The 19,519-nt window shown below is 43.2% G+C and carries 15 protein-coding genes, 1 other RNA gene and 1 pseudogene; 14 read left to right on the forward strand and 3 right to left on the reverse strand.

Annotated features, from left to right (window positions below; genetic code table 11):
* The first annotated feature begins 95 nt into the window (after positions 1 to 95).
* From AC4HAN_RS09695 to pepC, 3 genes are all read left to right on the forward strand, one after another.
* A complete protein-coding gene (locus tag AC4HAN_RS09695) occupies positions 96 to 1,556 on the forward strand; it encodes a nicotinate phosphoribosyltransferase (protein WP_491092326.1) in 1,461 nt (486 codons plus the stop codon).
* Complete coding sequence (gene nadE / locus AC4HAN_RS09700) at positions 1,553 to 2,377, forward strand: NAD(+) synthase (RefSeq protein WP_491092327.1); 825 nt, start codon at positions 1,553 to 1,555, stop codon at positions 2,375 to 2,377. Before AC4HAN_RS09695 ends, nadE begins: the two co-directional genes overlap by 4 nt.
* A 122-nt stretch (positions 2,378 to 2,499) precedes the next feature.
* A complete protein-coding gene (pepC, locus tag AC4HAN_RS09705) occupies positions 2,500 to 3,834 on the forward strand; it encodes an aminopeptidase C (RefSeq protein WP_491092328.1) in 1,335 nt (444 codons plus the stop codon).
* Between the two features lie 383 nt (positions 3,835 to 4,217).
* Here pepC and pbp1a read toward each other — a convergent pair.
* A pseudogene (gene pbp1a, locus AC4HAN_RS09710) lies at positions 4,218 to 6,204 on the reverse strand (penicillin-binding protein PBP1A); the annotation flags it as partial.
* Positions 6,205 to 6,268: 64 nt separating this feature from the next.
* Positions 6,269 to 6,862: a Holliday junction resolvase RecU gene (recU, locus tag AC4HAN_RS09715; RefSeq protein WP_491092329.1), complete on the reverse strand. Its 594-nt coding sequence runs from the start codon at positions 6,860 to 6,862 to the stop codon at positions 6,269 to 6,271.
* Between the two features lie 82 nt (positions 6,863 to 6,944).
* On the opposite strand from recU, the gene AC4HAN_RS09720 reads away from it, so the two are divergent.
* The 5 genes from AC4HAN_RS09720 (at position 6,945) to AC4HAN_RS09740 (ending at position 11,215) form a co-directional block, all read left to right on the forward strand.
* Positions 6,945 to 7,466 (forward strand): SLOG family protein, encoded by a 522-nt coding sequence (locus AC4HAN_RS09720; protein ID WP_491092330.1) that lies wholly within the window; start codon positions 6,945 to 6,947, stop codon positions 7,464 to 7,466.
* A 105-nt stretch (positions 7,467 to 7,571) separates the two neighbouring features.
* Positions 7,572 to 7,910 carry a cell division regulator GpsB gene (gene gpsB / locus AC4HAN_RS09725; protein ID WP_491092331.1) on the forward strand — a complete coding sequence of 113 codons (339 nt, stop codon included), beginning with the start codon at positions 7,572 to 7,574 and terminating at the stop codon, positions 7,908 to 7,910.
* A 19-nt stretch (positions 7,911 to 7,929) separates the two neighbouring features.
* Positions 7,930 to 8,298, forward strand: an RNA gene (gene rnpB, locus AC4HAN_RS09730) — RNase P RNA component class B.
* A gap of 59 nt (positions 8,299 to 8,357) precedes the next feature.
* On the forward strand, positions 8,358 to 9,512 hold the full coding sequence (locus AC4HAN_RS09735; protein WP_491092332.1) for a THUMP domain-containing class I SAM-dependent RNA methyltransferase: 1,155 nt from the start codon (positions 8,358 to 8,360) through the stop codon (positions 9,510 to 9,512).
* 17 nt (positions 9,513 to 9,529) lie between these two features.
* Positions 9,530 to 11,215, forward strand: a complete 1,686-nt coding sequence (locus tag AC4HAN_RS09740) for a cell division site-positioning protein MapZ family protein (protein WP_491092333.1) — start codon at positions 9,530 to 9,532, stop codon at positions 11,213 to 11,215.
* Between the two features lie 100 nt (positions 11,216 to 11,315).
* On the opposite strand, the gene AC4HAN_RS09745 is transcribed toward AC4HAN_RS09740, so the two are convergent.
* Positions 11,316 to 11,798, reverse strand: a complete 483-nt coding sequence (locus AC4HAN_RS09745; RefSeq protein ID WP_491092334.1) for an S-ribosylhomocysteine lyase — start codon at positions 11,796 to 11,798, stop codon at positions 11,316 to 11,318.
* 143 nt (positions 11,799 to 11,941) lie between these two features.
* Here AC4HAN_RS09745 and AC4HAN_RS09750 point away from each other — a divergent pair, with 143 nt between their 5' ends.
* From AC4HAN_RS09750 to rsmB, 6 genes are all read left to right on the forward strand, one after another.
* The gene (locus tag AC4HAN_RS09750) at positions 11,942 to 13,549 is read left to right on the forward strand and encodes a ribonuclease Y (RefSeq protein ID WP_491092335.1); all 1,608 of its coding nucleotides are present in this window, start codon (positions 11,942 to 11,944) and stop codon (positions 13,547 to 13,549) included.
* 281 nt (positions 13,550 to 13,830) lie between these two features.
* Positions 13,831 to 14,457 (forward strand): guanylate kinase, encoded by a 627-nt coding sequence (gmk, locus tag AC4HAN_RS09755; protein ID WP_491092336.1) that lies wholly within the window; start codon positions 13,831 to 13,833, stop codon positions 14,455 to 14,457.
* A 23-nt stretch (positions 14,458 to 14,480) separates the two neighbouring features.
* Positions 14,481 to 14,798: a DNA-directed RNA polymerase subunit omega gene (gene rpoZ, locus AC4HAN_RS09760; RefSeq protein WP_491092337.1), complete on the forward strand. Its 318-nt coding sequence runs from the start codon at positions 14,481 to 14,483 to the stop codon at positions 14,796 to 14,798.
* Positions 14,799 to 14,839: 41 nt separating this feature from the next.
* Positions 14,840 to 17,224: a primosomal protein N' gene (locus tag AC4HAN_RS09765; RefSeq protein WP_491092352.1), complete on the forward strand. Its 2,385-nt coding sequence runs from the start codon at positions 14,840 to 14,842 to the stop codon at positions 17,222 to 17,224.
* A gap of 37 nt (positions 17,225 to 17,261) precedes the next feature.
* A complete protein-coding gene (gene fmt / locus AC4HAN_RS09770) occupies positions 17,262 to 18,197 on the forward strand; it encodes a methionyl-tRNA formyltransferase (protein ID WP_491092338.1) in 936 nt (311 codons plus the stop codon).
* Positions 18,178 to 19,497: a 16S rRNA (cytosine(967)-C(5))-methyltransferase RsmB gene (gene rsmB / locus AC4HAN_RS09775; protein WP_491092339.1), complete on the forward strand. Its 1,320-nt coding sequence runs from the start codon at positions 18,178 to 18,180 to the stop codon at positions 19,495 to 19,497. Before fmt ends, rsmB begins: the two co-directional genes overlap by 20 nt.
* Positions 19,498 to 19,519: the final 22 nt, after the last annotated feature.

Here is a 19,519-nt window from a genome sequence, read left to right on the forward strand (position 1 = left end):
AGAAGATTAACTAATCCACAGTGGCTTATTCCAAGTGTATCACTTGGGCTTTGGCAGTAGCTAACTGCACTAAATATAATATAAGGAGAGTATGTATGTATAAGGATGACAGTTTAACCTTACATACAGATTTGTATCAGATCAATATGATGCAGGTCTATTTTGACCAAGGTATCCATAATAAAAATGCTGTTTTTGAAATTTATTTTCGCAAAGAACCCTTTGCAAACGGTTATGCTGTTTTTGCAGGTTTGGAGCGGATGATTGCCTATCTGCAGGAATTACATTTTTCAGAAACTGATCTGGCCTATTTGGAAGAGCTGAATTATCCGGCAGATTTCCTTGCTTATCTTAGAAATTTTAAATTGGAATTAAGCATTAAATCGGCCAAAGAAGGTGACCTGGTTTTTGCCAATGAGCCCATTGTTCAGATTGAAGGACCGCTTGCTCAGTGCCAGCTGGTGGAGACGGCTCTTTTGAATATTGTTAATTTCCAAACCCTTATTGCCACAAAAGCTGCCCGCATTCGTTCAGTCATCGAAGATGAACCGCTTTTGGAATTTGGCACCCGGCGTGCACAAGAATTAGATGCCGCTATCTGGGGGACACGGGCTGCTGTTATTGGCGGTGCCAATGCAACCAGCAATGTTCGCGCCGGAAAACTCTTTGGTATTCCTGTCTCCGGGACTCACGCACACTCTCTTGTTCAGGCTTACGGCAATGATTATGATGCCTTTATGGCTTACGCAGGAACTCATAAGGACTGTGTATTTCTGGTCGATACCTATGATACGCTTCGTTTGGGCGTGCCTGCAGCTATTCGGGTAGCTAATGAGCTGGGAGATAAAATCAACTTTCTAGGTGTGCGGATTGACTCAGGCGATATGGCCTATTTGTCTAAGAAAGTTCGAAAACAGCTGGATGAAGCCGGTTATCCTCATGCCAAGATCTATGCCTCTAATGACCTTGATGAAAATACCATTCTCAACCTTAAAATGCAAAAAGCTAAGATTGATGTTTGGGGAGTGGGGACTAAGCTAATTACAGCTTATGACCAGCCGGCCTTAGGAGCTGTTTACAAGATTGTTTCTATTGAAGATGATAAAGGTGTCATGCAGGATACCATTAAACTCTCCAATAATGCCGAAAAGGTTTCAACACCGGGCAAAAAACAAGTTTGGCGCATTACCAGCCGTGCGAAGGGAAAATCAGAAGGCGATTATATCACTTTTACCGATATTGATGTCAATGATTTAGAAGAACTGGATATGTTTCATCCAACTTATACTTATATCAATAAAAAAGTAAAAAACTTTGATGCAGTACCGCTCTTGGTCGACATTTTTGACCGCGGACGTCTCGTTTATGACCAGCCGAATCTGCAGGCTATTCAGGATTATGCCCGCAAAGAATTTGACAAGCTGTGGGATGAATACAAGCGTGTTCTCAATCCGCAGGATTACCCGGTTGACTTGGCGCGTGATGTTTGGCAAAACAAGATGGATCTTATTGATCGAATCCGCAAAGAAGCCTATGAGAAAGGTGAAGTTCAATGACTTTACAAGAAAAAATAATTGCTCAGCTAGGAGTTAAACCCAGCATTGATGCCAAGGAAGAGATTCGCAAGTCTGTTGATTTTCTAAAAGATTATCTGAAAAAACACACCTTTTTAAAGAGCTATGTCCTGGGGATTTCCGGCGGTCAGGACTCCAGTCTGGCCGGTCGCTTAGCACAGATTGCCATAGAGGAGCTGCGGCAAGAGACTGGCAAGCAAGACTATCAGCTTATTGCACTTCGCCTGCCCTACGGCACTCAGGCAGATGAAGCTGATGCACAGCGTGCTCTGGCCTTTATCCAGCCGGATGTTAGCTTGGCAGTGAATATTAAGGCTGCTGTTGACGGTCAAGTGGCAGCTCTGAAAGAAGCAGGGGTACTGATTTCTGATTTTAATAAGGGCAATATCAAGGCCAGACAGCGCATGATTACCCAGTATGCTGTTGCCGGTGAGAATAGCGGAGCTGTTATTGGTACGGATCATGCAGCTGAAAATATTACCGGATTCTTTACCAAGTTTGGTGATGGCGGGGCAGATATTCTGCCGCTTTATCGGCTCAATAAGCGCCAAGGCAGGCAGCTTTTGGCAGAATTAGGAGCAGATAAGTCCTTATATGAAAAGATTCCGACAGCAGACCTTGAAGAAAACAAACCGGGAATTGCTGACGAAGCTGCTCTTGGAGTGACTTACAATGATATTGATGACTATCTTGAAGGAAAGACTATTTCTTTGGAGGCTCAGGAAAAAATCGAAAATTGGTGGCGCAAGACTGAGCATAAGCGTCATCTGCCCATTTCCATTTTTGATGATTTTTGGCGCTGAACATTAGGATAAAAAGACAGAGAAAAAGCCTAGAAACAGCAGGCTTTTTCAGATAGCTCAGCTGCTGTGAAGTTTAAAAGCAGCTGAAATTTAATGCTGAGATTATAGAAAAGGAGATTATTTTGTCAGAATTAACAAAGACCTTTACAGATAAATTATTTGAACAGTATGAAGCAAATGCCAAATTTCAGGCCGTTGAAAATGCCGTTACCCACAACGGTCTTTTGAAATCGCTTGAAACACGGCAGAGTGAAATTGAAAATGACCATGTTTTTTCAATTGATTTGACCAAGGATGACGTAGCTGACCAAAAGGCATCCGGCCGCTGCTGGATGTTTGCGGCGCTGAATACTTTCCGCCATAAGCTGATTGCTGATTTTAAATTAGAAAACTTTGAACTGTCGCAGGCGCACACTTTCTTTTGGGACAAATACGAGAAAGCAAACTGGTTTTTCGAACAAATCATTGCGACAGCAGACCAAGACCTTGGCAGCCGTAAGGTGAAATTCTTACTGGATGTTCCTCAGCAAGACGGCGGTCAGTGGGATATGGTTGTTGCCCTGTTTGAAAAATACGGTGTGGTTCCTAAATCCGTCTATCCTGAGTCTGTATCGTCAAGCAACAGCCGAGAACTAAATCAATATCTCAATAAGCTGCTGCGTCAGGATGCGCAGATTTTGCGGGAATTAATTGCTTCCGGCGCTGACGAAGAAGCGGTTCAGTCCAAAAAAGAAGCCTTCTTGCAAGATGTTTTTAACTTTTTAGCCATCAATCTTGGCTTACCGCCGCGCAGCTTTGACTTTGCCTACCGCGACAAGGACAACCATTATCAGTCTGAAAAAAATATAAGGCCGCAGGACTTTTATCAAAAGTATGTCGGTCTTAAGCTCTCAGATTATGTTTCTATTATCAACGCTCCGACAGCTGACAAGCCTTATGGCAAGTCCTATACTGTAGAAATGCTGGGAAATGTTGCAGGCAGTCCTGCAGTCCGCTATCTTAATCTGGATATGGCACGTTTCAAGGAATTGGCTATTGCTCAAATGCAGGCAGGGGAAACCGTATGGTTTGGTTCTGATGTTGGTCAGGTTTCTGATCGGCAAAAAGGCATTTTAGCGACCAATACTTATGATTTTGCATCAAGCATGGATATTGAACTGACGCAGGATAAGGCGGGCCGCCTTGATTACAGTGAAAGTTTGATGACGCATGCCATGGTTTTAACCGGTGTTGATTTAGATGAAAACGGTCAGCCTGTTAAATGGAAGGTTGAAAATTCATGGGGCGATAAAGTCGGTCAAAAAGGCTACTTTGTTGCTTCAGACGCTTGGATGGATGAGTATACTTATCAAATCGTTGTCCGCAAAGAATTTCTTACGGCTGAAGAACTAGCGGCCTATGAAGCTGAGCCAACGGTTCTTGCGCCTTGGGATCCAATGGGTGCTCTGGCTAAGTAAGACAGAACGGGAAGCTCAATCTGGCAGTGAGCGGCTTCTTAATTCTTTTATTGAAAACGCATCTTGTCTTGAAAAAATAAAGCATAAAAAATACTTGAAAGCAAATCTTTCAAGTATTTTTGTTATGTCACTGATATTTTATTCAGAACCGGTTGTGTTTGGCGCAGCGGTAGTTGCTTCGCTGTTTTCAGAAGAAGCTTCACTGCTTGGAGGCGCCTGAGTCGCCGCCTGCTGCGTTTGTTCTTGATCGGAATTTTGATCCTCATCTTGACTGTCGCCGGTGTCGTCTTCCTCTTCCTCGTCGTCGCTATCAGCGTTATCATCGGCTGCTGACGAACCTGAGGTTACTGGAGCAGCACCGTATCGGCTGTTTGATCCGGAAGAACCATTTAAGTAGAGATAACCGCCGCTGCGATAGAGCCCGTCAGGCATCACCCAGTCAGAATTGCCTGAGCTTGACAGATAAGACATCATAGCCCGGTAAACCTGGGCGGCTATTTTCAAGTTGTCTCCATAAACAGGCTTCAGACGATCCTTGTAACCTGTCCAAACGGCCATTGAATACTGCGGTGTGTAGCCGACAAAGTTTTCATCGGGAGCGACCGTGTCATATGCATATGGATTGATACCATACTTTTCAGCCATTTCAGTCAGTTCGTGATCATCATAGTTTGATGTCCCTGTTTTACCGGCCTGATAGAGCCCCGGAATGGCAGCTTCTGTCCCTGTACCATAGGTCAGTACAGTCTTCAGCATGTCTGTCATCATATAAGCCGTTGTTTCTTTCATAGCCCGAGTGCCTTTGGCATCGTAGCTTTCTGATGTACCGTCGCTAAATTCTATTTTATTGACATACTGAGGTTGGTAATAAGTACCGCCATTGGCAAAGGCTGCAAAGGCCGCAGCCATTTTTTCACTGCTGGCTCCGTACTTTTGGTCGGCGCTGCTTGTGTTACTTGAGATAGCGTTTGAATAACGCATTTCCGGATAGTCAATTCCAAGTCCGTTTAAGAAGCCTTTAGCAGTATCCAGTCCGGCAGCATCAAGAGCTCTTACAGCAGGAACGTTACGGGATTGCTGGATAGCTGTTTGGATGGTCATCCAACCGTTGTAACGGCGATCCCAGTCATAAACCTGAGTGGTTGTTCCCGGATAGTAGTAAATGGAGTCATTGAGCATTTGTGCTGTGGTGGTGAAGACTTCGCTCTCCAAAGCAGGACCGTAAGCCGAAATTGGCTTCATGGTTGATCCCCAGTCACGGTCTGTCAAGACTGCTTGGTTGGTACCAAAAGAAACTTTAGTGTCCTGATTGCGTCCGCCAAGCTGAGCGATGACTTTACCGGTAGTGACGTCCATAACAGTTGAGGCAACTTGGAAATCAGCATCTGGATAAGCAACGTATTGATCGGTATTGTAAATATTCCAAAGGTACTGCTGTGCATCAGCGTTAACATTTGTATAGACTTTCATGCCGGCTGAGAAGATATCCTGACCGGTACGTTTCTTGACTTCAGCGATAACCTGTTTCAGGTAGTTATCCATGTATTTTGGATAGCTGGAGGTACGCTTGAGCTCTTGCAAACCATCTGAAATCGGTGTAGCAACCGCAGTGTCGTATTCAGACTTAGTAATTTTTTTATGTCTGTACATTTGGGACAAAACAGTGTTTCGTCTGTTGGTTGCTGCTTTTGGCCGAGCGTAAGGGTCATACTGTGTCGGAGCCTGCGGAATTCCTGCCAAGGTTGCCAGCTGAGCGATAGAGAGCTCTTTGAGGTCTTTCCCGTAGTAGGATTTGGCAGCCGTACGCATGCCGTAGTTGCCGTTTCCCATGTAAACCTTATTGATATAGAAAGTTAAAATTTCTTCTTTGGTATACTTTCTCTCCATTTGCAGGGACAGCCAAACTTCCTGAGACTTACGCTTCAATGTTTGATCCGATGCTTTGGTGGAGAAATAAGCCAGTTTGATCAGCTGCTGATCAAGTGTTGATCCCCCTTGGGTTGATTTACTGACCAGGTTATTCCATGCTGCACCTATAATCCGATAGATATCAACTCCGCGGTGCTTGAAAAAGCGGTGATCTTCAATGGAGGTTACTGCATTGACCAAATTGATAGGAATATTGTCAGAAGAGATACTCTCACGCTTTTCAGCTCCCAAATCGGCAATCAATTTATTGCTGCTGTCATAGACCAGGCTGGAATTAGTCGCCTTAAGTTTGGTCTCAGAGAGTTTTGGAGTACTGCTGACGTAGTAGGTAAAGAGGAGGCCTCCGATAATAATAGCTAAAATAACGGCGCTTAGAATAATGCCAAGTCCATATTTTAAAACTTTTAATCCAAAACGTTTATCGAATTTAACGTTTTTCAAACTGGATTTATTAAATTTGAGATTTTTTAATTTGGATTTGTCAAATTTCAGTTTATTTTTGATTTTAATCACCGCCTAAAATATTTTTTTCAAGAACATCTAAATAAGGAACTTGAGGAAATGCTGACTCATTGACCTGATAGCCGTTTTTTTTGATATAATCAAGTGGCATAGACTTCCCTCCCTTATCAATCTGATAAAAACGAATCAGGTGGGAAGCAGGAAGCAAGTAGGTCTCTTTAAGTGTTGAAAAATGCAGTAAGACAAAACAGATACCTTTTTGGTCTAAAACTTGTGACATGTGCTTAATCTGATGAGCATGAAAATTTTTCATGGGTATCGATGTTTTATGTCTCGTTTCTTTTGCCTCGAAATCTATATAGTATCCCTTGTAAACTCCTGAATAATCTGTCGTTGAGGCCTGTCTGAAATAGGCTTCGACAATTTTAGCGCGACTCCTTTTAGGATAATCCACCCTTACAATCTGAACAGGTGTCGGCTTCTTATGGATAACAGCAATCTGCTGGGACAGATAATACTCATTTGTCGCATTGATAGCTGCTTCAAAGGACATACCGCGATTGGCAAAGTCGGTTGTTTTAGCCGCTTGGCTGAGCCTGCTTTGTTTACGAATTAAATGATGCGGATAGCTGACCATAGTTCTCCTAACTCTGCAATAAAGTAAAACATAACATAAAGCATATACTATTATATCATAAATTTAAAAAGGAAAACAGCCTATGAGTACAATTCTTATCACTGGTTATAAAAGTTTTGAATTAGGAATTTTTAAAGATAAGGATCCTAAAATAAGAGTTATCAAAAAAGCTATCAGACGGGACCTTCTTCGTTTTCTGGATGAGGGAGCAGACTGGTTTGTTTTCCTGGGAAATCTGGGCTTTGAATATTGGGCGCTGGAGGTGGCTTTGGACTTGCAAAAAGAGTACGATGTCAAATTAGCCGTTATTTTTCTTTTTAAGAATCACGGAGAAAATTGGAATGAAAGCAACCAGGAAAAGCTGGCCAAATTTAAAGAGGCAGATTTTGTCAAATATGTTTATGACAGCTATCAAAATCCCGGTCAGTTAAAACATTACAATCAGTTTTTGCTGAATAATACAGACGGTGCCTATGTATTTTATGATGAAGACAAAGAAACTAATCTTAAATATCTCTATCAAATGATCAAGGCCGACGATGCCTATTCCTTCAGACGTCTTACTTTTGAGGAACTAGACGAAATCGCTCAGGATTTAGATTAGAATTTGTACATAAAAGACTTGATTTTTAAATTAATTTTCTGTATGATTATGAATGATAGTGTAGGCTGGTTCTACACATAATGATATGTTTGGAGAGATGAACGAATGGCAAGTATTATGTACACCCCTAAAGATATTTTTGAGCAAGAATTCAAATCTAGTATGAGAGGCTACGACAAAAAAGAAGTTGATGAATTCCTTGATGATGTCATCAAGGACTACGAAACCTATATATCAACTATTGAGGAGCTCCGTCAGGAAAACGCTCGTCTGAAAGAAGAGGTCAAGCAGGCCAAAAAACGTCCGGAGCCTGTTTCGCCATCAGCACCGACAGCCTCTGCTGTAGGTTCCAGTCATGCGGCGACAACAGCGACGAATTTTGATATTTTGAAGCGTATCAGCCGGCTTGAAAAGGAAGTTTTCGGTAAACAAATTACCGAATAAAGAAGGAAAAAACTGTGCAATTTTTGGATAATCGCGTGGTAGTTTTACCATGAGGAAAGTCCATGCTAGCACCGGCTGTGATGCCGGTAGTGTTTGTGCTAGGCGAACAAATAAGCCTAGGGATGTGTTCTTTCGCACATTACGGCGGATGAAATCACTAAGTCTTCGGATAGGTGAGAGTCATCCTGAAAGTGCCACAGTGACGTAGTTTTTACGGAAACGTAAAAAGTGGAACGCGGTAAACCCCTCAAGCTAGCAACCCAAACTTTGGTAGGGGCATGGAAAAGCCGGAAGCAGAACGGTCTTTTCTGACTGCATAGCAGTAGACAGATGATTATCGAAGAAGGTGAGACCTAGTCACCTTTGGAACAAAACATGGCTTATAGAAAATTGCATAATAGGTGAGCTAGCGATTTGCTAGCTTTTATTGTCATTTAGTGAGGAATTATGAAAAAATCTTTTGATTTAATAGCAACAGCGGCAGCGGGGATTGAAGCAGTTGTCGGCAAGGAATTAAGGCAGCTGGGAATTGACTGTCAGGTCGAAAACGGCAGGGTTCTCTTTAAAGGAGATGTCGAGACAATCATTAGGACAAACCTGTGGCTGCGCTCGGCAGACCGCATTAAGATTTTGGTCGGAGAGTTTCCGGCAAAAACCTTTGAAGAGCTCTTTCAGGGTGTTTATGCTCTTGACTGGGAAAACTATCTGCCTTTAGGCTGCCGCTTTCCGATTTCTAAGGCTAAGTCTGTTAAATCCAAGCTGCACAATGAACCCAGCGTTCAAAGTATCACGAAAAAGGCTGTTGTCAAAAAACTGCAGAAGTATTTTCACAGACCTGAAAATGTTCCTTTGCTTGAAAACGGCCCTGAATTTAAAATAGAAGTTTCTATTTTAAAGGACAAGGCAAGGGTAATGATTGATACAACAGGCTCCAGTCTTTTTAAGCGCGGCTACCGGACAGACAAAGGCGGAGCACCGATTAAGGAAAATATGGCTGCCGCTATTCTTTTGCTGAGCAACTGGTTTCCGGATAAACCTTTTGTTGACCCGACCTGCGGTTCGGGAACGTTCTGTATTGAAGCTGCTATGATCGGCATGAATATGGCACCGGGAGCTAACCGTGATTTTGCTTTTGAAAAGTGGCCTTGGGTGGATAAAGATCTCGTAGCTAAGGTGCGCAAGGAAGCAGATGAAAAAGTGGATTACGATGCAAAGCTTGATATTTCGGGCTTTGATATCGACGGACGGATGATCGAGATCGCTCAAAAAAATGTCCGAGAAGCCGGACTCGAAGATGTAGTCAAATTGAAACAAATGCGTCTGCAGGACTTTAAAACCGATAAAATCAACGGTGTTATTGTTTCCAATCCTCCTTACGGAGAGAGATTGCTTGATGACAAAGCAGTTGACATTTTGTATAATGAAATGGGTAAAACTTTTGCTCCTTTGAAAACCTGGAGCCAATTTATTTTAACCAGTGATGAGAATTTTGAAGAAAAATTCGGAAGAAAAGCAGACAAAAAACGTAAACTTTACAATGGGACTTTGAAGGTTGATTTGTACCAGTTTTACGGCCAGCGTGTCAAGCGCATGCAAAAATAGAAAGGCGGAAACATTGCGTGTCCAAGGAAGAAAATAATTCAGTAGAGAACACGGAAAATGCAGAAAAACTTGATTTTCAAGATGCCAAAGACATGACAGTCGGTGAGGCTGTCCGCAAGGATTCTGAAATCAAGGCCGGTGTAACAGAAGACGATGGTGTACTTGATCGCTATATTAAACAGCATCGCGATGAAGTGGCTTCACGAAAATTTGATACGAAGAGTGACGATTTTCAAAACATTGATACCAGTGCACTGGATAATTTCATTAAACAGCAGCGTCAGGAACTGGCTGATACCGGCTTAATTGACCCTATAGAAGATGATTCTGCCGATAAAGAACCTGATGCTGCAAACGATGCACCTGAAAAAGATCATCAAGAGCATGAATTGGAAGATACTATTGTTGCTCCGGCTGTCAATCCTGATCAGGAAGTCTGGCATAAGGCAGAATTTGATGATGTGCCTCTGACAGATACGCAGGAAGAAACAGCACCTTTGGCAGAGGAAAAAGCAGCTCCTGTATCTGCTGCTCCTACATACAGCAGAAGCGGTGCGGCTTCTGATGATATCTTTGACGACTTTGATGAAGATGAAGACGATAACCATGAAGAAAAGCCGTTTTACAAGCGGAAGCGGGTTATTATTGCGTCTCTTATTCTCCTTTGTTTGTTAGCGGGCGGTGCGGCCTACGGTGCTTACCAATTTACCAATCATTCGGCTAAAACAGACAAAACAACAACTACATCAACGTCAGCCAAGAAAAAAACTGATTTTGCCGCAGTATCGGAAAGCTTTGAAAAATCGTATTCAGCTTTCTTTGCAGATGCCAAACGGGTTAAGCTGAAAAACAGTCAGTTTGCAAATATGCCTAAACTGGAAAAAACCTTGAAAAAGCTTAAAGGCAGCAAGTATTACGATGAAGCCAAGAAAAAGTACGACAGCCTCAAGCGGCAGTTTTCAGCCATTAATGCAGTGAACGGCAAATTTAAATCCAATGCGATTGTTGATGGTGCAAAGAAAACAGCAACTGTTAAAGATGATGCTAATTTTGATGATATTTCAGAAAAAACGTTAAACACAGGCAATGCGACCTTGGATGCGCTTTTGAAATCAGTGATTGCTGACGGCCGTAAACAATTAGATGCCAAGAAAAAAGCCAGCAATACAGCCTCTTCACCTGCTGCAAATACTAACAGCAATAATGCTGCATCCAATTCAGACAACAGCGGGCAAAATGATCAGAATACGGCCTCTGATTCAGCAGATTCAGCTGCGGCCAGCTCTTCTGATTCGGCGGGCAATAACAGCACACCGAGTGCACCGGCACAGGCAGCACCAAGTAACGGCTCTTCCAATGCGGCTTCTTCATCCGGTGCTTCCGGCCATGGAATCGCTGCTTATGATGTATCCAAGCTTCAGCGGAACCGCAGCCGTGTTCCTTATGACCAGGCAAAAATAGCGGACAGCAGCAATGCGGCTTGGGCGTTCAACCCGGGTATTTTGGAAAAAATTGTTGCCATTTCACAAAAACGAGGTTATATCACAGGAAACAATTATATCCTTGAAAAGGTCAATATTATCAATGGCAACGGCTATTATAATATGTTTAAGCCGGATGGAACGTACCTTTTCTCTATTAATTGTAAGACAGGTTACTTTGTAGGTAATGCTTCCGGAAATTCGGACAAATTAGATTATTAAAAAAAGCGAGTGCCGCTTCCGCTGAAATAAACAGCGACAATGGCAAACTCGCTTTTTAATTGGCCGGTTTTTGGGTGTGCGCCTGAGTTTTTAGCAGTTATCAGACAAGATGGCGCTCAAAAGGATCGTCAGAAATGCCCTGCTCAAGAATAAGGGCTGACCATTCCTTGGCAGAAAAGAGGCTGTGATCCTTGTAATTTCCGCAAGATTCAACAGTTGTTCCGGGAACATCGTCCCAAGATATAGCTGTGGCGATCTCTTCCAAACTGGACTTGATGACTTGGGCAATTTCTGTTGTGGTGTGATTGCCCCACATGATAAGATGAAAACCGGTGCGGCAGCCAAAAGGTGAACAGTCAATCATACCGTCAATGCGTTCGCGGATGAGTTTGGCCAGCAAATGTTCAATCGTATGAAGACCGGCCGTTGGGATAGAGTCCTTATTAGGCTGAACCAGCCGAATATCAAAATTGGAAATCACATCGCCTTTTGGTCCCTTATCTTCTGAAATAAGACGGACATAAGGGGCTTTTACGGCAGTGTGATCCAGTTCAAAACTTTCAACAATAACTTTTTTAGACATAATGTCCTCCTTTGTCAATTTACGATAATCATATCATAAATTAGGAAATACTGCTGATAATTTTATTGTAGAAAATAAATATTTATGATAAACTATAATTTGGATTTTCTAATTGAAATCCAATAAAATTTTTGAGGTAAAACATGTTAAATATTCTTTTAGCACTTGTTTTCTCCCTCATTGGTTTGGTTATTGGTTATGTCGTTATTTCAGCCCGACTGAAAAAGGCTAAAGAAACGGCAGAACTGACTCTTTTAAATGCAGAACAAGATGCTGTCAATGCTCGGAGCAAGGCGGAAATGGATGCCGAGCATATCAGAACGACAGCAGAACGTGAGAGTAAGGCCTATAAAAAGGAATTGCTTTTAGAAGCAAAAGAAGAGGCTAGAAAATATCGCGAAGAGATTGAAAAAGAATTTAAATCTGAAAGGCAAGAACTTAAGCAAATGGAAACACGTTTGACTGAACGTGCAACCTCTCTTGACCGTAAAGATGAAAATTTAAGCAGTAAAGAACACTTGCTTGACAGCAAAGAGCAAAGTCTGTCCGATAAATCTAGACATATTAATGAGCGTGAGCAGCAAGTTGAACAATTAGAACTGAAGAAAACTCAAGAGCTGGAAAAAGTAGCAGCTCTCAGTCAGGAACAAGCGCGTGACATTATTCTTTCTCAAACAGAAAAAGACCTGTCGCATGATATCGCCAGCCGCATTAAAGAAGCTGACCGTGAAGTCAAAGATAAGGTTGATAAGTCAGCTAAAAATCTGTTGGCTCAGGCTATGCAGCGTTTAGCAGGGGACTATGTGACAGAGCAGACGATTACAACGGTCCATCTGCCTGATGACAGTATGAAGGGGCGCATTATCGGCCGGGAAGGCCGCAATATCCGGACACTGGAGAGCCTGACAGGAATTGATATCATTATTGATGATACTCCGGAAGTGGTTGTATTATCAGGGTTTGATCCTATTCGCAGAGAAATTGCGCGAATGACTCTGGAAGCTCTTATTCAGGACGGACGCATTCACCCGGCTCGGATTGAAGAACTGGTTGAAAAGAACCGTTTGGAAATGGATAACCACATCCGTGAATACGGTGAAGCAGCCGCCTTTGAAATTGGTGCTCCAAATCTTCATCCGGACCTGATTAAACTGATGGGACGTCTGCAATTCCGGACGTCTTACGGTCAAAATGTTCTGCGCCACTCGGTTGAAGTCGGGAAATTGGCTGGTCTGCTTGCCAGCGAGTTGGGTGAAAATATTGATTTGGCCCGCCGTGCAGGTTTCCTTCATGACATCGGAAAAGCTATTGACCGTGAGGTTGAAGGCAGCCACGTTGAAATCGGGACAGAATTTGCCCGCAAGTATAAGGAACATCCGGTTGTTATCAATACTATTGCCAGCCACCACGGCGATGTTGAGCCGGAATCGGTCATTGCTGTGCTGGTAGCTGCAGCAGATGCTCTCAGCTCTGCCCGTCCGGGTGCCCGCAATGAATCCATGGAAAATTACATTAAGCGTCTGCGCGATCTGGAAGAGATCGCAACAAGCTTTGAAGGTGTTCAAAACAGTTATGCCCTTCAGGCGGGACGTGAAATCCGCATCATGGTAGAGCCTGCCAAGCTGTCAGATGACGATGTGACCATCATGGCTCATAAAGTCCGTGAAAAAATTGAAAGCAATCTGGATTATCCGGGCAATATCAAGGTTACGGTTATCCGTGAACTGCGTGCCGTTGATTATGCCAAATAAAAAATGAGCAGCTGCTTGGGCAGATTGCTGCAGAGCTAACTTGAAAGAACAAAGTACGGTTGATTCCTTGAAAGATCGATTTTGCTTTGTTCTTTTTTTGTATTTGCAAAAAAGTGACAGACCGCTTTGGAAAAGCAAACGATCAGACCGAGATTTTTACCAGCTGGTTTTGCGGCCTGTCATGGTTTTGCTTGGATTGTGAGAGCAGAAGCGGGTAAAATTTTCTTGATAAACAAGTGTCTTTTTGTTAAACTAGAAACAGAAACTTTAAGGAGCTAAAAATGTCTGAACGTGGTTTGTTAATCGTTTTTTCAGGACCTTCCGGTGTCGGTAAGGGAACTGTCAGGCAGAAAATTTTTTCAACACCTGACCATAAATTTGAGTATTCGGTTTCAATGACAACGCGTCCGCAAAGACCCGGTGAAACTGACGGTGTTGATTATTTCTTTCGGACACGTGAAGAATTTGAAGAGCTCATCAGACAGGGCCAGATGCTGGAATATGCAGAATATGTCGGCAATTATTACGGAACGCCTCTGACTTATGTCAACGAAACACTTGATAAGGGCATTGATGTTTTCTTGGAAATTGAAGTTCAAGGAGCACTTCAGGTTAAGAAAAAAGTTCCGGATGGTGTTTTTATCTTTCTGACACCGCCTGATTTAGCCGAATTAAAAGATCGCTTGGTGGGCCGCGGAACTGACAGCCAAGAAGTCATTGCCCAGCGTATTGAGCGTGCCAAGGAAGAAATTGCTCTTATGCGCGAATATGATTATGCGGTGGTCAATGATGAGGTTGATTTGGCCGCAGAGCGCGTTAAGCATATTATCGAAACAGAGCATTACCGTGTTGAGCGTGTCATCGGGCGCTATGATAAAATGATTAAAGAAGAATTACCTTTAAGATAAATTAGAAAAGAGAAGACAGACCTATGATGTTAAAACCTTCGATTGATACTTTATTGGATAAAGTACCGTCAAAATATTCCCTTGTTATGCTGCAGGCTAAACGTGCTCATGAACTTGAAGCCGGTGCAAAACCGACACAGGAATTTTCATCAGTGAAGCCGACCCTGCAAGCACTTGAGGAAATTGAAGCAGGCAATGTTGTTATCCACCCTGATCCAGAAGCTAAACGCGCAGCTGTGCGTGCCAAAGCTGAAGCTGAACGTCTGGCTAAGGAAGAAGAAGAACGTAAAATCAAGGAACAAATTGCTAAAGAAAAGGAAGAAGAAGGTGAAAAAATCTAAGGTTGGCAGCAATCTTAGATTTTTCATATTTGAGGTAGATGATGGTAAAAATTGCAGAGGTTATTGTCGATGTGCCTTTGATGCAGACGGACAAACCTTTTTCTTATAAAATTCCGAAAGAGCTGTCATCGGTCCTTGTGGCAGGTTCCCGTGTTCATGTTCCTTTTGGCAGGGGAAATCGTCTGCTGCAGGGGTTTGTAGTCAATATTGCTGAAGGAGAAGATGAGCATTTAAAGTCTTTGGCAGAAGTTTTAGATGCAGAGCCGGTGCTCAATCAGGAACAGCTCCTGCTCTCAGATAAAATGCGTAAGACGGTTTTTTCTTATAAGATTTCGATTTTGAAGTCTATGATTCCAAGCCTTTTAAACTCAAATTATGACCGGCTTTTAAAAGCTCAGGATGGCTTATCTCAGGCAGATGAAAAACTGATTTTTGGCGGCAGAAAAGAAATTAATTTCTCACAGCTGAGCCAAGAAGCACAGCTGAGAAGCCTGCGTTTGATTCAGACCGGCAAAATCGCTGTCTCCTACATTGCCAAAGATAAAAAGAGCATCAAGACGCAAAAATATTATGAAGTGGATCTGGAAAAATTAACAGCCCTAACTATCAGCAAGCGGGCTAAAAAACGGCAGGCGTTAAAAGATTATCTGCTCAGCCATCAGCAAGGGCAGGCACTTTCTGAGCTGCGTTCTCTTTTTTCGCGGGAAGTTGTGAATTACTTTATTTCAGAAGGCATTCTTAACCTATCAGAAATAGAAGTCAACCGCAGCGCTGCCTACTTTGCAGACGTTGCCCAGTCTGATTTTTTAGACTTAAATGAGGAGCAGCAGTCAGCTGTCGAGACCATCACAGCTGCTATTGGGCTAGGCAGTAAGCCTTACTTGTTAGAGGGCATTACCGGCAGCGGGAAAACGGAAGTTTATCTGCATGTTATAGACAGAGTCTTGAAAATGGGAAAGACAGCCATTGTTTTGGTGCCTGAAATTTCCTTGACACCCCAGATGACCAATCGTTTTATTTCTCGCTTTGGCAGTCTGGTAGCCATTATGCACTCCGGCTTGTCAGACGGTGAGAAATTTGATGAATGGCGCAAGATAAAATCCGGTCAGGCTAAGGTTGTTGTCGGTGCACGTTCAGCCATCTTCGCACCTGTGGAAAATATTGGGGCTATCATTATTGATGAGGAACACGAAGCAAGCTATAAGCAGGAGTCAAATCCTCGCTATCATGCGCGTGATGTTGCCTTGCTGCGCTCTGAGTATCACAAGGCCGTACTTGTTCTGGGCAGTGCTACGCCCAGTATTGAAAGCAGAGCCCGAGCCAGCCGCAATGTCTATCAACTGCTGAGACTGTCCAAACGGGCTAATCCTTTGGCCCGGGTGCCTAAGGTAGACATTGTTGATTTCCGCGATTTTATAGGACGGCAGGAAGTGAGTAATCTAACGCCGGTATTGATTGATAAAATCAAAGAGCGTTTAGATAGGCAGGAACAGGTTGTGCTTATGCTGAACAGGCGCGGCTATTCCAGCTTTATTATGTGCCGTGACTGCGGTTATGTTGATAACTGCCCTAACTGTGATATATCCCTAACCCTGCACATGGATACCAAAACGATGAACTGCCATTACTGTGGTTTTTCTAAGGGCATTCCGCATACCTGTCCCAACTGCGGCAGCAAGAAGATTCGCTATTATGGCACGGGGACACAAAAAGCTTATGATGAATTGCTGCAAGTGCTTCCCCAAGCCCGGGTTCTGCGCATGGACGTTGATACGACAAGGAAAAAGGGTGCTCACGAAAAAATTCTTCAAGCTTTTGGCAAAGGAGAGGCAGATATCCTTCTGGGAACCCAGATGATTGCAAAGGGTCTTGATTTTCCTAATGTTACTTTGGTCGGCGTTTTGAATGCTGATACTTCCTTAAATCTGCCTGATTTTCGCTCCAGTGAACGGACTTTCCAGCTCTTAACTCAGGTGGCCGGCAGAGCAGGGCGGGCCGATAAGCCCGGTGACGTTTTGATTCAGACCTATAATCCAAATCATTATGCCATTCAAATGGCTAAGGATCAGGATTATGAAGCTTTTTATCACTATGAAATGGCCATTCGCCGAAGTCTGGCTTATCCACCTTACTATTTTACGGTGGGTCTGACACTGTCACATAAAGATGAACAAGAGGTCATTAAAAAAGCTTATGAAGTAGTAGGTCTGCTTCGGACTGAACTGACAGATAAGATTAAAATCTTAGGACCGACACCAAAACCTATCGCAAGAACACACAATCTCTACCACTATCAAATCATTATTAAGTACCGCTTTGAAGAGCGCTTAGAGTCTGTTTTGAACCAGATTCTGGATTTAACGCAGAAAAAAGAAAATCGCAATCTGCGCTTGATTATTGATCATGAGCCGCAGAGCTTCATGTAAGCAAATTTCAACTACCAATATGATGAGTGAGGTTAAAATGACAAAATTAATTTTTATGGGGACACCTGATTTTTCAGCGACTGTTCTCAAAGGTCTGCTGGCAGACGGCCGCTATGAGATCGCAGCGGCTGTTACTCAGCCTGACCGAGCTGTCGGCCGTAAAAAAGAAATCAAGATGACGCCTGTGAAGCAAGTGGCTCTGGAGCATGGCTTGAACGTTTACCAGCCTGAAAAACTCTCAGGTTCTCAGGAACTGACTGAGCTGATGAACCTGGGAGCAGACGGCATTGTCACAGCGGCTTTTGGCCAGTTTTTGCCGATGAAGCTGATTGACAGTGTTGATTTTGCTGTCAATGTTCACGCGTCGCTGCTGCCCAAATACAGAGGCGGAGCTCCTATCCACTATGCTCTTATCAACGGAGACAAGGAAGCCGGTGTAACGATCATGGAAATGGTCAAAGAAATGGATGCCGGTGATATGGTTGCTTCGGCATCAATACCAATTACTGATGATGATAATGTCGGAAGCCTGTTTGAAAAGCTGGCTGTCTTGGGACGGGATTTGCTCTTAGAGGTGCTGCCGGACTATATAGCGGGCAAAATTGAACCCAAAGCTCAGGATAAAAGCCAGGTCAGTTTTTCACCTAATATCACTTCTGAGGAAGAAAGAATTGATTGGAATAAATCAGCCCGTGTTATTTTCAATCAGGTACGGGGGATGAATCCTTGGCCGGTTGCTCACACTCTTTTAAATCAGCAGCGCTTTAAAATCTATGAAGCAAAGGAAACTGACGGCAAAGGAAAACCCGGTGAAATTATTGAAAAAACCAAGAAAAGTTTGGTTGTTGCTGCAGCTCAGGGAGCTTTGTCCTTAACAACAGTGCAGCCGGCGGGCAAGCCCAAAATGAGTATTGCTGACTTTTTAAACGGCTCGGGTCAAAAACTTAAAGTAGGTGATTATTTTGGAGACTAAGCAGCTGGCACGCAGCGGTGCTCTCGCTGTTTTAACCGAAATTTTTGATAAAGGAGCCTACAGCAATATTGCTCTCAGTCATTATCTGACAAAGCACCGGCTATCGCAGCAGGATAGAGCACTGCTGACAGAGCTGGTTTACGGAACGTTAACGCGGAAAATCACTCTGGAGTGGTACTTGGCCCACTACATTGAAGACCGTGAAAAAATGGATACCTGGGTTTATTATCTGCTGATGCTTAGCCTTTACCAGATTCTTTATCTGGACAAGATTCCTGAGCATGCTATTGTCAATGATGCGGTAACGATTGCCAAAAAGCGGCACCGAGGAGCTGATAAGCTGGTTAATGCTGTTTTAAGAGAATTTTTGCGGCAGGAAAAACCGGATATAAAAGCCATTAAGCGAAAGAACAAGCGCTATTCGGTAGCTTATTCGCTGCCGGTTTGGCTGGTCAAAAAAATGATTGATGAATTTGGCGAAGACAGGGCTCTTGCTATGTTCAAAAGCCTTTTGGTCCGCAGCAAAGCCAGTATTCGTGTAATCAATCCCGCCGAAATGGAAGCAGTAAAGCAGCTGACTGGTGCAGATAAGTCTTTGCTGTCTCCGGTGGGACTGGTCAAAGCATCAGGTCATTTTACCGACAGTGCTCTTTTTAAAGAAGGGAAAATTACTGTCCAAGATGAAAGCAGCCAGCTGGTCGCACCAACTTTAGCCATTCAGGAAGACGATTGTGTTCTTGATGCCTGCAGTGCTCCCGGCGGCAAGGCCGTCCACATGGCTTCTTATTTGGGAAGCGGTCAGCTAATCGCACTGGATTTGTATGATCATAAATTAAAACTAATCCAAGACAATGCAGAACGCCTCAAACTTTCTGACAGGATAAAAACGCAAAAATTAGATGCCAGACAAGTTCACGAGCACTTTGCTCCCGATACTTTTGATAAAATTTTAGTTGATGCTCCCTGCTCGGGTATCGGACTAATCAGGCGCAAACCTGATATCAAATACAATAAAGATAACCAGGACTTCCTCAGCCTGCAAAAAATCCAGCTGGAAATTTTAGACAGCGTTTGCCAAACCATAAAAAAAGGTGGTATAATAACATACAGTACGTGTACTATTTTTAAAGAAGAAAATCAAATAGTACTGAAACAATTTTTGGATAAGCATCCGAATTTTGAACAGGTCAAATTATATCATGAGAAAGAGGATATTGCTGTTGACGGCTGTCTTGTGATTACGCCTGAGCAATATCTTACAGATGGCTTTTTTATCAGCCAGGTAAAGCGTATTTCATAGGATTTAGAAGAAGGAGGCTGAC

The sequence above is a fragment of the Streptococcus sp. ELY_86 genome, from assembly GCF_058314495.1.